General features: G+C 46.0%; 7 protein-coding genes. All 7 read right to left on the bottom strand.

Going from position 1 to position 14,103, the window contains the following annotated elements; translation table 11 throughout:
* Positions 1–716: 716 nt before the first annotated feature.
* The 7 genes from ACTJLE_RS01295 to ACTJLE_RS01265 all read right to left on the bottom strand — a co-directional run bounded on the left by ACTJLE_RS01295 (position 717) and on the right by ACTJLE_RS01265 (position 14,019).
* Positions 717–1,529 (bottom strand): HD domain-containing protein, encoded by an 813-nt coding sequence (locus ACTJLE_RS01295; RefSeq protein WP_481267086.1) that lies wholly within the window; start codon positions 1,527–1,529, stop codon positions 717–719.
* A gap of 15 nt (positions 1,530–1,544) precedes the next feature.
* The gene (locus tag ACTJLE_RS01290; RefSeq protein WP_481267085.1) at positions 1,545–4,220 is read right to left on the bottom strand and encodes a KUP/HAK/KT family potassium transporter; all 2,676 of its coding nucleotides are present in this window, start codon (positions 4,218–4,220) and stop codon (positions 1,545–1,547) included.
* 210 nt (positions 4,221–4,430) lie between these two features.
* Positions 4,431–5,411 (bottom strand): TatD family hydrolase, encoded by a 981-nt coding sequence (locus ACTJLE_RS01285; protein ID WP_481267084.1) that lies wholly within the window; start codon positions 5,409–5,411, stop codon positions 4,431–4,433.
* Between the two features lie 70 nt (positions 5,412–5,481).
* Positions 5,482–7,278, bottom strand: coding sequence for an ABC transporter ATP-binding protein (locus tag ACTJLE_RS01280; RefSeq protein ID WP_481267083.1), 1,797 nt, complete (start codon positions 7,276–7,278; stop codon positions 5,482–5,484).
* Between the two features lie 2 nt (positions 7,279–7,280).
* Positions 7,281–9,107 carry an ABC transporter ATP-binding protein gene (locus ACTJLE_RS01275; protein ID WP_481267082.1) on the bottom strand — a complete coding sequence of 609 codons (1,827 nt, stop codon included), beginning with the start codon at positions 9,105–9,107 and terminating at the stop codon, positions 7,281–7,283.
* Between the two features lie 417 nt (positions 9,108–9,524).
* Positions 9,525–11,510 (bottom strand): hypothetical protein, encoded by a 1,986-nt coding sequence (locus ACTJLE_RS01270; RefSeq protein WP_481267081.1) that lies wholly within the window; start codon positions 11,508–11,510, stop codon positions 9,525–9,527.
* 763 nt (positions 11,511–12,273) lie between these two features.
* Positions 12,274–14,019 (bottom strand): ABC transporter family substrate-binding protein, encoded by a 1,746-nt coding sequence (locus ACTJLE_RS01265; RefSeq protein ID WP_481267080.1) that lies wholly within the window; start codon positions 14,017–14,019, stop codon positions 12,274–12,276.
* Positions 14,020–14,103 lie beyond the last annotated feature (84 nt).

Genomic DNA, 14,103 nt, shown 5'->3' with positions numbered 1-14,103 from the left:
TAAAACGCAAATCACCCCCACACAAACACCCCAAAACCATTGAAAACAAGCCAAAACACCGGCGTGTCGAAAACAGCGAAAAAACACCCCAAAAACCAACACAAAACCAGAAACAAAAAATCCAACAACGCATCCAACAAGGGTTATAGCCCCAAAAGTGTGTAAGAAATCATGTCTTAAGTCTTGCAATACAAGCGTTTTGCGGTAATCGAATCTGTTTTCTGCACATTCGCCACCCGGACAAAACTGTGTAAAAATAAGCTCATAACCCTTACAACAGTAGGGCTTGTAGCGTATCGAATGTGGGTTATTTCTTTAGTTGCTGGAGCATCGAAGCAAGGGTTGCACGAATGCTTGAGTGTTACTAGCTCAGTTCGTTAACTGAGTTTTTAACAGTGTTGAGGCTATTACCGTTATTTTCTCAGTTCGTTGACTGAGTTAGTAACAGTGTTGAGGCTATCACCGTTATTTTCTCAGTTCGTTAACTGAGTTAGTAACAGTGTTGAGGCTATCACCGTTATTTTCTCAGTTCGTTAACTGAGTTAGTAACAGTGTTGAGGCTATTACCGTTATTTTCTCAGTTCGTTAACTGAGTTTTTAACGGTGTTGAGGCTGCGGCTTATACCCGCAGAATATTCATCAGCTTAGCTTTACACACTTTTGGGGCTATAACCCTCCAACAACGCATCCAACAACGCATCCAGCAGCAACAAATCTCACGCATCAACGCGCATATTAAAAGTTTCCGCCAAAGCAGAAATATCCGGCTCACCATACTTGCGAACCAGCTGCATCCAACGCGTCGCATTCTTTCCCCCAAATCGCCGAGCCTTGCGACGATAAGCATCCACAGTCAAAAAACGAGGCGGAATCGACTTACTATTGTATTTATCCGCAACCATAACAATTTCTTGCTCAATAGTTTGCGGAATATAATCTTCAGCCGGCAAAGGCAAATTTTGCGCAATAACCTGCGATCGCAGCAAACCCACGCCAGTATGGTTTCGCGCAAATTGCGCCGCGTCCTCACCAAATCCTTTTCGCAACAAATACTCGTATCCGCGAATTCCGTGCAAAATATAATTTGGTCCGTCGAATTTAAGTTTGTTTTCAGATTTTTCGCTGCCGTCGTCTTTTAGCACAAAATACGTGCCAATATCGTGCAAAAGCCCTCCAACAAGCGCAGCGTATTCGTCAACATACCGCTCAGGCGCCTCTCCGCCCTTCACAGCAGGCAACGCGTCATACGCGTCACCAATAAGCTCTTTCATGCACGATTGCGCCAATTCAGCGCGCTCTGCCAAAGCGCCATTCATTTCGCAAACACTGTTTTCAGCACCAAGCAACATATTGCAATGGTGCGCGATTTGCCAAGAGATAGTCGCAATTACTACGCAATGGCCGTGAATAAGATCGTAAGCAGGCTTAGAAGGTGCAGTATCGCGGTGCAATTCTTCTGCTTGACTAAAAGTCGGCAGATTGGCAAGTTTCGCATCGCGCTTAAATATTTTTTCTGCACCTTCAGCCATTTTTACGATTCTTTCTTATTTTCTTTCGGAAGATTTACTTTCGGCAGACTTACTTTCGGCAGACTTGCTTTCCGCAGCCTTACCTTCCGCAGCCTTACCTTCCGCAGCCTTACCTTCAGAAGCCTTACCTTCCGCAGATTTACCTTCAGAAGATTTACCTTCCGCCTTAACCGCCTCTTTTAGCGGAAGCGAAACTGGGCTAATTTTCCCAGTATTCGCAAGTTTTTCATCCGCAAAAAGCACTTTCGCAGCAGCAATATCGCGCGCATTCATAACTGCAGTCTGTTCAGCATCAGTTGGTCGCGCATTGTTTACTATGCCTGCCACACCAACAGCACCAGCATCACCAGCCGCCCCGCTACCTGCCACATTTTCTACAGCAGATTCCACAGCAGAAGCACCCTGCAAAGATTGCACTGCTCGCTGCGAATAATCCTCGCGCCTCAAACGCGGAGGCCTACGCGTGGAAACAAACAGCGGCTGCACTTCAACAACCGGATTGTAAGGTGCCAAGCCGAACCACTTAACAGGAGTTCCAGCAATATGTCGAATCGCGTACTTCATTTTTAGCGACAACGCGCCACGCATAGAAATATTAGATTCAGGCATTAAAGCTTTATGCAAAAGCACGTAACGAATTGGACCAATGTCCGGATCCGCATCAACTTTTGGATACACAGATTTTTGCTGAGGAAGCTCGCCCGTATGCGACAAATCGTGCATAATCTGGTGCAAATATGCCGGTATTGATGGCGAAACTTTAAAACCAAGCTTGATTTTTACTCGGAATAGGTAGTCCGTTCCAAAGTTTTCTACGCAATATTCGCGCGTAAACGGAGCGTCGTCAGTTTCTACAGACACAGCCCACCACGCTCTAGCGCGCTTAGGATGATCCGCAAAAATAGAGAAGAAAATACCAGTATCAAGACGCTTCATTTCGCGATCCGACGTCAAGTACACAATATTGTCGGCAAAATACGGGATTCTAAAATCGCCATGCAATTTATCCAGCACCGGCAGGAAGTCTTTAGGCTTCATGTGCAAACGTTGCGAGCGCTCAATCTTGGTGCCGTCTTTCCACGTAACCATAATCGTCAAAATCGAAGCTCCAAGAAGCATTGTAAACCAGCCGCCGTGCATGAATTTTGCCATCGATGCCACGAAGAACATCAGCTCAATCATGAGGAATACTACGGCAAATATTAACGCTCCAAAACGCTTCTTTTGGTACCACATGTGTACGGTAAGCAGAATTGTTGTTGCGAGCATAGTAAGCGTCAAAGCTAAGCCGTACGCGCCCGAAATATGTTCGGAATCGCGGAATACTGCCAGTACCGTAATTGTTGCGACGCATAGCACTACGTTTACTACTGGAATATAAAGCTGTCCGCGAGTGCGCGCAGGATATCGCACTTGCAAATGCGGCATCCAGTTAAGACTTGTTGCTTCGGAAACCATTGTGTAAGCGCCAGTAATCAAAGCTTGGGACGCAATAATGCCGGCAGTTACCGAAAGAATAACTGCCACGTAGCGCACGTTTGGTTCGAGCATTTGGAAGAACGGATTTAATCCTTCTATCGACCACAATGATTTGTCGCCTTGATTTTGCAGCATCCACGCGCCTTGGCCGAAGTAGTTTAGTAGAAGCGCGATTTTAATAAATGGCCACGTTGCGTACACGTTTCCTCGCCCAACGTGACCCATGTCGGAGTAAAGCGCTTCAGCACCGGTTGTGGAAAGGAAGATTACGCCCATAACGGCCAAGCCTTGCACATTATGCGTGCTGAATAGGAATTTCACGCCGTAAATTGGGTTCAGCGCTTCAAAAATCGTCCATTCTTGGCCAATGTTCATAATTCCAACTAGCGCAAGAAAAGCGAACCAAAGCATCACAACAATGCCGAATACTTTACCTATTCGCTCGGTTCCGCGCTGCTGCACGGAGAACAGTATGACGATGATAACAATCGTAATCATCATCGACAAATTCTCATTTTCTAAGAATATTGGTTTAAACGCTGCAATAGTGCGCAAACCTTCAACTGCGGAAGAAATGGAAACTGCAGGAGTTAGCACAGAATCTGCCAAAAACGCGGCGCCGCCAATCATTGCAGGTATTGCAAGCCACGCGCCTTTTTTGCGCAAAAGCGAGTAAAGTGCAAAAATTCCGCCTTCGCCTTTGTTGTCGGTTCGCATTGCAACGAACACGTATTTTACGGTTGTTATAAGCGTAATTGACCAGAATAGTAGCGAAAGCATGCCGAATATGGTTTCGCGATTAATATTTTGCAATCCGCCTTGTCCAGCCAAGAATGTTTGCGCGGTGTACAAAGGCGACGTACCAATGTCGCCGTAAACGACGCCTAAAGCCACAATCGCCATGCCTAAAGTAAAGCGGTCGGAGCTGGTTTGAATCTTCGCCCACCATCGCCCTAAAGGTCCGCGCACAGCACTTGCCACAAGCTTTTCGGCTTCTTTTACTTCCTGAGCTTGCTGCTGAGCGATTACTTTTCGCTCTTCTCGAGTTGTTGTTTTTTGCGATACTTTTGGAGCCTTGGTAAAAGACGCGGCTCGCAATATAGCATTCTTCGGGCTTTTAGTTGCCTTAGAGCTTTTATCGGAATCTTTCGCGCCGCTGCGAGGATCCTTTGTACCATCAGTCACTGGTACAGACGTGCGTGACTTAGTCATGCTTAATTGTTCCTCCATAGGTAAGGTTTCTTCTTGGTGCCAACAAGAAGTCGCATAAACCTCACGCCTTCACAGTTTTATTTCCGTACTTGGATATTGTATACAATAATAGCTATATAGTGCAAAAAGCGCACTAAATCGTACTTAAATCATGCTAAAAAACCGCTAAAAAACAGCTAAAAAACTTCTAAAAATCATGTTATAAAAATTCTAAAAACCGTATATTTTTCGCGTATTTTCGCGCGTAATTCGCGCCGCATGTTCTAAAGATATATTTAATACTTGCGCAAGTGTTTCTAGCGTGTAAGGCACCATATAAGGCGCGTTTGGCCGCCCTCTATACGGCATTGGCGTTAAGTATGGCGCGTCCGTTTCGACGGTTATGTGATTTTCGCCAATAATTTCGGCAGATTTTCGCAATTCTTCGTTGCCTTTGTAACTTACGGTTCCGGAAAAACTTGCGTACCAGCCGTGTTCTTTTAGTATTTGGGCTAAATCTTCGCCGCCTGCGTAGCTATGAAACACTGTTCGTTCAGGCGCTCCGTCTTTAAGTAAGACTTTTACTACGTCTTCGTGAGCGTCGCGGTCGTGTATTTGCAAAGGCAAGTTTAATTCTTTTGCGAGCGCAATATGGTCTCTAAAAGCGTTGCGTTGGGCAAGTCTCGCAGACTCTCCCGTACGAAAATAATCCAAACCTGTTTCGCCTATTGCAACTACTTCTTTTGGATGCTCAATTACTAGCGAGCGCAAGTGTTGCATTGCTTCGTCGAATGGAATATCGTGGTACGGTTTGTAAACTATTGGCAATCCGTCGGGGCCTTCAGCTCCTCTATGCCCGTGCAAAACTGCTTCGTTTGGGTGTATTGCGATTGCTGCGCGAACTGAATCTTGGTGTGATTGAGCGAATTCAATCGTCGCCTGCCAGTCTGGGTATTCGCAACCGACTTCTAGCATGTGTGCAACTCCTGCAGATTTTGCTTGCGTAACTAAGTCGTCTGCACTTGGTTCGGCTATTAAGTCGCGCCCTTTTTCGGCTAATTCTTGGTTTAGATTATGCGCAAAGTCCACAACGCTTAGCATATGCGTGTGATCGTCTGCAATTGTTACGCCTTCTTTTAGAAGATTTTCCCATATTGCAGATTCTGCGTTTAAAGCCGGCGCCCAATTGTGTTCGCGATGATGTTTACTCATACTCACTAGTGTAGTCGCTATTTGCGTAGCAGATACAATCAAACTTACGCAACCACTTATGCAATCAAACTTACGCAACCGACTGCCGAATCGCCGCATACTGCGATTCCACAAGACGATAGTAAGCTCCTTTCGCCGCCATAAGCTCCGCATGCGTGCCGCGCTCTATTATTTGCCCGTGGTCGATTACGCAAATCAAGTCGGCTTTTTCAATAGTTGACAGCCTATGCGCAATTACGAAAGACGTGCGATTTTTAAGCAGTTGCGCTAATCCAGCTTGCAGCGCTTCTTCCGTACGCGTGTCAATATTGCTGGTTGCTTCGTCGAGAATTAAAATTCTAGGATCCGCCAAAAGCACGCGCGCAAACGATATAAGCTGCCTTTGACCCGCCGAAAGCGTGGACCCTCGCTCTTCAATTTCAGTGTCGTAGCCTTTGTCCATTTCGCTAATAAATTCGTGCGCGTGAACAGTTCGAGCTGCAGCCTCAATTTCTTCGTCAGTTGCGTCGAGTTTTCCGTAACGAATGTTTTCGCGCACAGTTCCGCTGAAAATAAAGCTATCTTGCAGCATTACGCCCATTTGTTTGCGAAGTGAGTTTAAAGTTACTGAGCGCACGTCGTGGCCGTCTATAGTAATCGAACCTTCTGAAACATCGTAGAATCTGGATAGAAGGTTTACTAGCGTCGTTTTTCCGGCTCCCGTCGGCCCCACTAAAGCAACTGTTTGCCCAGGCGAAACGTGCAAATCAACCAGGTTCAAAATCGGCCTTCCGCCTTCTTCGTAACGGAACACAACGTCGTTCACGTCAACTTTTCCACGAATTTGCGGCAATTCTTTAGCATCCGGATCATCTACAATATTCGGCTTAATTCTCAAAGTTTCAAAAATTCGCTCCAAATAAACTGAGCATGTTACGAGCTGCGTGTAAAAGTTTCCAATATTTACTACCGGATCCCAAAAAGTAGTCGAATACCATACGAATGCTATAAGCGTTCCCGTACTCACGTTCATTCCGCCTAAATTCGACACTCCAACGTAATACAAAAGCGCTATTGCTGCGGTTTCAATAATTGAAGCTCCCGGCCAAAGTAACATTTGCACTCTAACGTTTCGCATCCAAGCAGTTCTTACTTCTGCTTGTTGCTCTTGGAAAGTAGCGTATGCTGTAGCTTCTCGCGCAAAAGTTTGCGTTGTTTTTACGCCTGCGATTGATTCGTGCAAGTACGCGTTTAAGTTACTTTGCTTATTCGATAGTTTTTTAGACGCTTTTCGTTGCAAAATTTGCAAAGTGCGCGTCCAAATTATGAATATTGGAAATAGTGCCAGGCTCCACAACGCCATTCGCCAATCTATAACGAACATTGTTATTAGCGTAATAATCAGCACAAAAACGTCGGAAAATACGTTAATAAATCCCGAAGAAAGCGTATCCGAAAGCGTGTTGATGTAGTTTACTATGCGAATCAGAATCTTTCCGTGCGGGCGCGAATCAAAATAATCAAAAGATAACGACTGCACATGCGTAAAAATATCGCGTCGCATATCTCTAATTATCATCTGCCCAATTCGCGTAATTGCAAGCGTTCTGTACGCTAATCCCAGCTCGTACAGCACAATAAGCACCATAAAAACCGCAATAATTGCGTACAGGTACGTGTAGTTTTTATGCGGCAATACTACGTCGATTAGCATTTTTGTGATCATTGGCATTGCCGTCATAATTATGCTGCCGCTTATAACTACCAGAATTACGAGTAGGAGTTTAGTTGCGTACGGTTTCATGTATTTTTTAACGCGCATAAGCTCATGCACGTTCACATGCTCTTCTTGTTCTTCGTCTTCGCGATAAGTGTTTCGTTGCGCCATGCCTACTCCCCCTTCGTTTCGAATCCTGCAGATTTGCCGCTTTGCAAGCCAAGCTGCTTTCTGTAAATCTCCCAGTATCTTCCGTGGGCAGCCACAAGTTCTGCGTGCGTTCCGCGTTCGACGATTTTGCCGTGATCTAGCACAACAATCATGTCTGCATCTTTTACGGATGAGATTCTGTGCGCAATAGTGATTACGGTGCGCGTGCCTTCGAGTTTCTTTAGCTCCTGCTGAATATGTTCTTCTGTTTCCATATCTACAGCCGAAGTTGTGTCGTCCATAATTAAGATTGCTGGGTTATTTGCTAAAGCGCGCGCTAAGCTAAGCCTTTGCTTTTGCCCTCCGGAAAGTCCGACTCCGCGCTCTCCTACTACTGTTTCGTAGCCTTCTGGCATGCTCATAATAAAATCGTCAGCTGCTGCGATTCTTGCCATTCTGCGAATAGTATCGTCTAATTCTTTGCAATTTTCTTTGCAATTTTCTCTGTTTTGAAGCAAACCAAAGCCAATATTTCCTGCAATCGTGTCCGAAAATAGGAAAGTTTCCTGCGCTACTATGCTAACTTCGTTTCTTAAAGTTTCTAGCGGCCATTCGCGCACGTCTTTTCCGTCGATTAAAACGCGGCCACGCGTTGGGTCGTAGAATCTTGCGATAAGACTTACAAGAGTTGATTTTCCGGCTCCCGTTTCGCCAAGAATGCCCAGTTTGCTTCCTGCAGGAACGCGTAAATCAATATTTTTTAAGATTGGCGAGTCTTGATCGTCCGGGAACGCAAAATCAACATGCTCAAAAGTGATTTCGCCTCTAATTTTTGCGCTTGCGTCCGCTTCTTTTGGAAGATTAATATGCGATTCTTGCGTAAGAAGCTTTCGAATATTAACGCATCCTGCGTTAAAACGCTGCCAGTCGTTAATAAGCCAGCCCACCATTCTAACCGGCATATGAAGCATCCAAAGGAAGCTGTTAAAAGTAACGAATGTGCCTAATGTCATACTGCCGTTTAGCACGAGCCATCCGCCGAAGCCCACTGTTATAAGCTCTAGCACAAAGCCCATGCCGTCTAGCCACGGCATGTATTTTTGCGTGTTTTTTGCAAGCGTAATATTTCGTTTAAAGTAGTCTTCGTTGCATTCGTCGAATTTTTTGGTTTCGTAAGGCTCACGCACGAAGGCTTTTACTACGCGGTTTCCTTCAATATTTTCTTCTACCATTGAGTTCATGCGTGCGAAGGATTCGCGAATTGCAAGGAATTTTGGCCTAGCTTTTTTGCCCATAACTCTTGCAAGCAGGAACAAGAATGGCGTTATTGACATAAGCGCTAAAGCAAGCTGCCATTGGATTGAAAACATTATTACTAGCGCAAGCACGAACATTACTACGCAATCTAACGCCATATACGAAACCCAGCTTAGAATATGGCGAATCGCATCCGTATCCGACGTCATTCGGCTCATAATATCGCCTGTGCGCGTGTGATTAAAGTACGTGAAGTCCAAAGAGTGCAGCTTTTCGTACTCGTCGCTTACAAGGCGATACACGGCGTTTTGGCCGAATCTTTCCATTTGAAGCTGGTAAATATATCTTGAGCCTACGCGAATAATCATCATTGCAACCATTAAAACGCATACGCTTATAAGTAGATTATGCTGTTTGCCAATAATGATTTTGTCCACAATAAAGCCCGAAAGCAGTGGCATTGTCATTGCCATTGTGTCGTTAATTGTAAAAAGTGCAAGCGATACGCCTACTCTCCACATGTCTGGCTTGCAGTATTGCAATACCCAGCGCACGTTGCTCGCGTCTTTGCGTTGATTTGGGTTGACGTACATGCGCCGGCTGCTCCTTTGTGCTAACTCTATGTTTTATATTTTTTTATTCTACACTGTTTGCGCCAACTGCTATTTACATTCGAAAATAATAAAGGGCTTGGAGAAGAATGCCCCTAGTAGCAATTCTTTTTCCAAGCCCTTGAAATCCCAGTGCCATTACTGTCCCTAGCAAAAACAGCACCGTTACCACACTCAGCAAACGATTCGCAAAATTAAACGCTTATTTTTACTGCGAAAAAAGGAAATTGGCAAAACAGTAAAAACTTGCATAAAACCAGCGATGAAAATCACAGCTTAAGATTTAATCTCAAGCTATGTGCTGAGTGAAAGACTAAAGATGGTGAGCGCACCAAAAGGTACGCTCACCGCAATGCACTAATGTGCATTATTTATTTTTCATTAGCTTTTGCTTTAAGCTTAGTGACGGATCTTGCGAAGAGCAGCACCCATACCAGCAAGCACGGAAGCAGCAACAGCAACCAAAGCTACAGTTGCACCGGTCTTACCGAGCGTGTGACCTGCAGCGCCACCATTTGGCTTCTGACCATTCTGGCCGTTTGGCTTCTGGCCATTGTTCTTCTGACCGCTCTTCTTGAATGGGGAGTTTGGCTCCTTATCCATAGCAGCGCGAACTTCCTTAGCAGCAGTATCGCAGCTCAAATCACGAGCGTGATCATCAGCAGAGTTCAACAAAGCCTTAGCACGGGTAAGGTTGTGATGAGCAACCTCACGCAAACCGTTAGCCAAAGCAATCTTCTGATCGATTACCTTAACAGCATCCCAATCATGACGAGCCTGAGCATCCTTCATATCCTCGTTAAGCTCTGCCTGAATATCCTTAACAGCAGCCTCAACGTGACCGTAATGCTTCACAGCCTTGGTCAAGTGACGACGCAACCAAGCCAAGAAATCGCAGTTGTTGTGAGGACCGTGCTCTGGGAAGTTCTTAACAACGTTATCCCAGCCGAAACGGCTCAAACCAAACTCAAGCTGGTTAAGAAGACCATCGTAAGCGCCAATGTTGGTGACGCCAAGCTTGATCAAATCAACAGCCAAGCCCTTGTACTTAGTGTAAAGAACATCAGAGCCGAAGATGGACTCCAAAGCCTTACCAGTATCCTTAGCTGGAGCCTTCTTCATCAATGGCTCAACAAGCTTCTTCAACTCGTCAAGAGCAGCCTTCTTAGCAGCCTTATCCTTAGCAGCCTTAACCTTAGCCAAAGCAGCCTTCACAGCCTTCACAGTCTTAGCGTCGGACTTAGCATCCTTAGCATACTTAACTGCAAACTCAACAACGGCCTTGTAATCAACCTTAACGGTGCTACCGCCTTCACCAGAGCCACCCTGGCCTTCGCCGCCCTTGCCTTCTTCACCAGTGCCAGTGTTGCCACCGTTGCCTGCAGAAGCATAAGCAACATCATACTTATCCGAATCATACGCAAGATCTTCAGGATCAGCATACTTAGACAAATCAACGCTCTTGCCGTCAGCAGCCTTGTAAGCAATCTTATAAGCAGCTACAGCATCAACATACTTTTTAACAGCATTATCAGCCTTGTATCCAGCACTGCTACGACCATTGAAAGCGGCCTCAGTTTCATCTTCAAGAGCATCAGCCTTGGTGGCAGCTTCCTGAGCCTTCTTCTTAGCAGCACCTAACTTCTTAACCTGAGCCCTATAAGCACGACCCTCACGCTTATCCTCAGGAACAGAATTCACGTAATCGGTAAGAGCACGAGCAGCCTTATCAGCAGCATTATCAGCAGCAGTAGCCTTCTTATGAGCAGCAAGATACTTACCAAAAGCCTCATCCAAAGCCTTCTGAGCATCCTCAACCTTCGACTTAGCTGCATCAAGATCATGGGTATAACCATGAAGCCTATTCTGAGCAGCGTTCAACGCAGACTGAGCCTGATCAAAATCAGTCTGAGCCTTAGATTCTTCACCATCAGCCTTAGTCTTATCATCAGCAGCCTTCTTCCAATCAGTGAAAGCAGTGCTCTTAAGATAGGTGGTAGCAGCCTTAGAAGCATCATCTTCTTGACCGTCGGATTTAACAACCTTTGTAGTGTCAGCGGTATCAAACTTGTAGCCACCCTTAAAAGTACCATTAGCTTCAACAGCAGTCTTAGCTGCGGCATTAGACTGAGCATCGTAAGCAGCATCCCTAGCAGTAGCCTTCTCGCCCTCAGTCTTCTTGGCAGCAGCAGCAGTTTCCTTAGCCTTGTCAAGCTTACCCTGAGCATCATTAAGCTTATTCGTAAGATCAGAGATAGTATCGTTAATATTCTCTTGAGTCTCAGCGAAAGCTGGAGCAGACACGAATGCTGGAGCAGCAAGTGCCATGCCGGAAAGCAAGGTGGCGCCAGCAGCGAATGCGGCGATAGCCTTCTTATTCAACATAATATTATCCTTTCTTCTTCTCCTTCACACGCTTTGCGCGAAGGAAAAATCAAGTGCTCGTAGGTTCAAAACCTTCCAAGCATCTATCGGTCATATAGCTCTGGCCGATAGCTGTTATCAACATACCCCCCCCCCGTTCGCAAAAGTCAAGCCCCAACACGCGGGTAATTAAAGTAAAAACCGAAGATTTTTTGGGAAATATTACAGAAATTGCATAAATAAACGTAAATTATACTAAATCAGCGCGCGCTTGCCGTAAAAAATACCAATTTCAAGAATTTTAAAGATTTTTCTCAGAGAATTCTCAGGAAACGCGCGCATACTTCCCAACTCACCCCAAAACCCTTGCAAAATAAGCCTTTCACTCCCCCTCCCCGCGCGACACACCGTTGTGCCGCACTCTCCAAACACGAGACAACGCTCGCACTATAAGCGCTCGCTACGAAACTCGCGTTGGAAGTCCACTGGACTTCCAACCTAAGCGAGTTTCCGCTCCGAGTTGCTTTCGCGCGCGCTGTGCTGCGCTCAAGCAGGTCGTCGCGCAAAACCGAGGAACTATGCGCGCAAATGTGTACTTACACCCAACCCAAGTCCACAAACACGCGCACCCACGGAAAAGCATGCACCTTATATATATAAGAGCGAACAAAAAAGGGTTATAAGATACAAAAAGTGGCGCGCAGTCAAAAGACCACGCGCCACTTGCTATAAATTATAAGCAGTTAGCTTCGTAAACTTTCGCGCATAAGCGCTACAGATTCACTTACTTCTGCCAGCCCATATCCTCTGGGTAGGTAGTTGCATAACCTGCAGGGCCGTTGTTAGCAAAGCCCTTCTTGAACACCTGATAAATAGGAGGAGCGGAAACTGGAAGAGTGCCGTAAAGTGCGAGAGCTGCAGCCTCTGCCTTGTTGGCGTAAGCAGTCTGTTCCTTGTAGTCGTAGGTCTTGCCAACCTTATCGAGCATGGCATCAATCTTCTTGTTGCCAACGAGACCGAGGTTGGAATCGCTATCGGACTTGTAAACCTGGCTTGCTGCAGACAAGAAGCTCAATGGGGATTGGGACTGCCATGCCAATGGAAGCACCTGATAATCGTGAGCAGCTACAACCTTGGAGAACTTAGCAACAGCCTGGTTCACAGTCTTGCACTTAATTCCAGCCTTCTTCATCATTGCCTGGAATGCGTTTGCAAGAGCTGCCTGAGTAGAATCGTCACCGAAGAAGGTGAAGGAAATCTCAAGGGTCTTGCCATTCTTTGCGTAGTAGCCATCCTTGCCCATCTTGTAGCCAGCAGCTTCAAGAGTCTTCTTGGCGTTTTCGGTGTTGTACTTGCCATCAGCAGGAAGATTGTTCTTGTAACCAGCCTGGAACATGGAGAGAAGCTCAGAACCTGGCTGCTCGCTCTTCCAGTTCATGCCCTGGAACTGAATCTTGTTGTAGGTAGCAACGTCGAATGCCTGAACAACAGCCTTACGAACTGCGAGTTCGTTAAGTGGCTTGGACTTAGCGTTGAAGTTAAGCACGCGAACCTTGGTGCTGTAGCCGTAACGGAGCTGAGCGCCCTTAACGCTACGAACAGACTTGATTGCGTCCTTAGAAGAAATGGTATCGGTTACAGCATCGATTTCACCATTCTGGAAGGCGTTCAAAGCTGCAGTATCTTCCATACGCTTTACAACAACCTTATCGAGCTTTGCCTTCTTACCCCACCACTTTGGATTGCGAGTGAAGACAACCTGGTTTTCGTTTGCGGATTCAATCTGGAATGGACCTGCACCCCACTCGTTGTGAGGATTGTTTACCCAACCCTGGTTGAAGGTCTTAACGTCACCGGCCTTTGGATGAACCAGTGGAGCGAAAAGCATTTCCCATGTTGCGCATGGCTTCTCATAAGTCACTATAACCTGCTTTGGAGTGGAACCTTGTTCAACACTCTTGATGCAGTCATAGCCTTCAGTACTTGGGACGGAGTAATCCTTGTTCTTGCCGTTCAAAGCCTGCCAAGTGGCCTTAAAAGCGGTGTAATCGATGTCTGTACCATCGTTCCACTTAGCCTTTGGGTTCAAGTTGTACTGAACGACGAGTGGCTTGTCGCTAACCTTCTTGACGGAAGTAATGTAGTCAGGGTTGTACTTGATCTTTTCACCCTTAACGGTGTCATAAGCCATAAGATTTGGCTGGTAGAAGCCCCACAAAGTAGCCATGTAACCAGAGTTACCGTCGTTAGAAGCGTAATTCCAGTTTGGGCCGAGAACAGGAAGAGCAACAGTGTAAGTGCCGCCATCCTTAACGTTGTCGCGTGACTGTGGGTTATCGTAACGCTTGTTAACATCTGGCATTGGAAGTTCGCCAGTGTAAGAAGTGTCAATGCCAGCAGCTGGCTCTTCAGTCATACCTGCTTTACCAGCATTGTTGTTAGTAGCACCACCGCAAGCGCCGAGCAGCATTGCAACAGAAAGTGCAGCTGCGGCAAATACAGTCAGTTTACCTGCTTTTGTATTTTTCATGATTCCTCTCATTCCCCGGATGATGTCCGTCTTCCGGTATGTTGTATGAGTATATACAACTCTATGACATTCGACAAATCGTTT

The sequence above is a fragment of the Gardnerella sp. CCPDSM genome (genome assembly GCF_056754715.1).
The sequence above is the reverse complement of the archived record's forward strand: the minus strand, read 5'-3'. Positions and strand labels throughout refer to the sequence as shown.

What these genes read in the sequence shown, in the direction of transcription:
- ACTJLE_RS01285 (WP_481267084.1), bottom strand. Translation starts at nt 5,411, where the DNA reads ATGAGTAAACATCATCGCGAACACAATTGGGCGCCGGCTTTAAACGCA.
- ACTJLE_RS01280 (WP_481267083.1), bottom strand. Translation starts at nt 7,278, where the DNA reads ATGGCGCAACGAAACACTTATCGCGAAGACGAAGAACAAGAAGAGCAT.
- ACTJLE_RS01270 (WP_481267081.1), bottom strand. Translation starts at nt 11,510, where the DNA reads ATGTTGAATAAGAAGGCTATCGCCGCATTCGCTGCTGGCGCCACCTTG.
- ACTJLE_RS01275 (WP_481267082.1), bottom strand. Translation starts at nt 9,107, where the DNA reads ATGTACGTCAACCCAAATCAACGCAAAGACGCGAGCAACGTGCGCTGG.
- ACTJLE_RS01295 (WP_481267086.1), bottom strand. Translation starts at nt 1,529, where the DNA reads ATGGCTGAAGGTGCAGAAAAAATATTTAAGCGCGATGCGAAACTTGCC.
- ACTJLE_RS01265 (WP_481267080.1), bottom strand. Translation starts at nt 14,019, where the DNA reads ATGAAAAATACAAAAGCAGGTAAACTGACTGTATTTGCCGCAGCTGCA.
- ACTJLE_RS01290 (WP_481267085.1), bottom strand. Translation starts at nt 4,220, where the DNA reads ATGACTAAGTCACGCACGTCTGTACCAGTGACTGATGGTACAAAGGAT.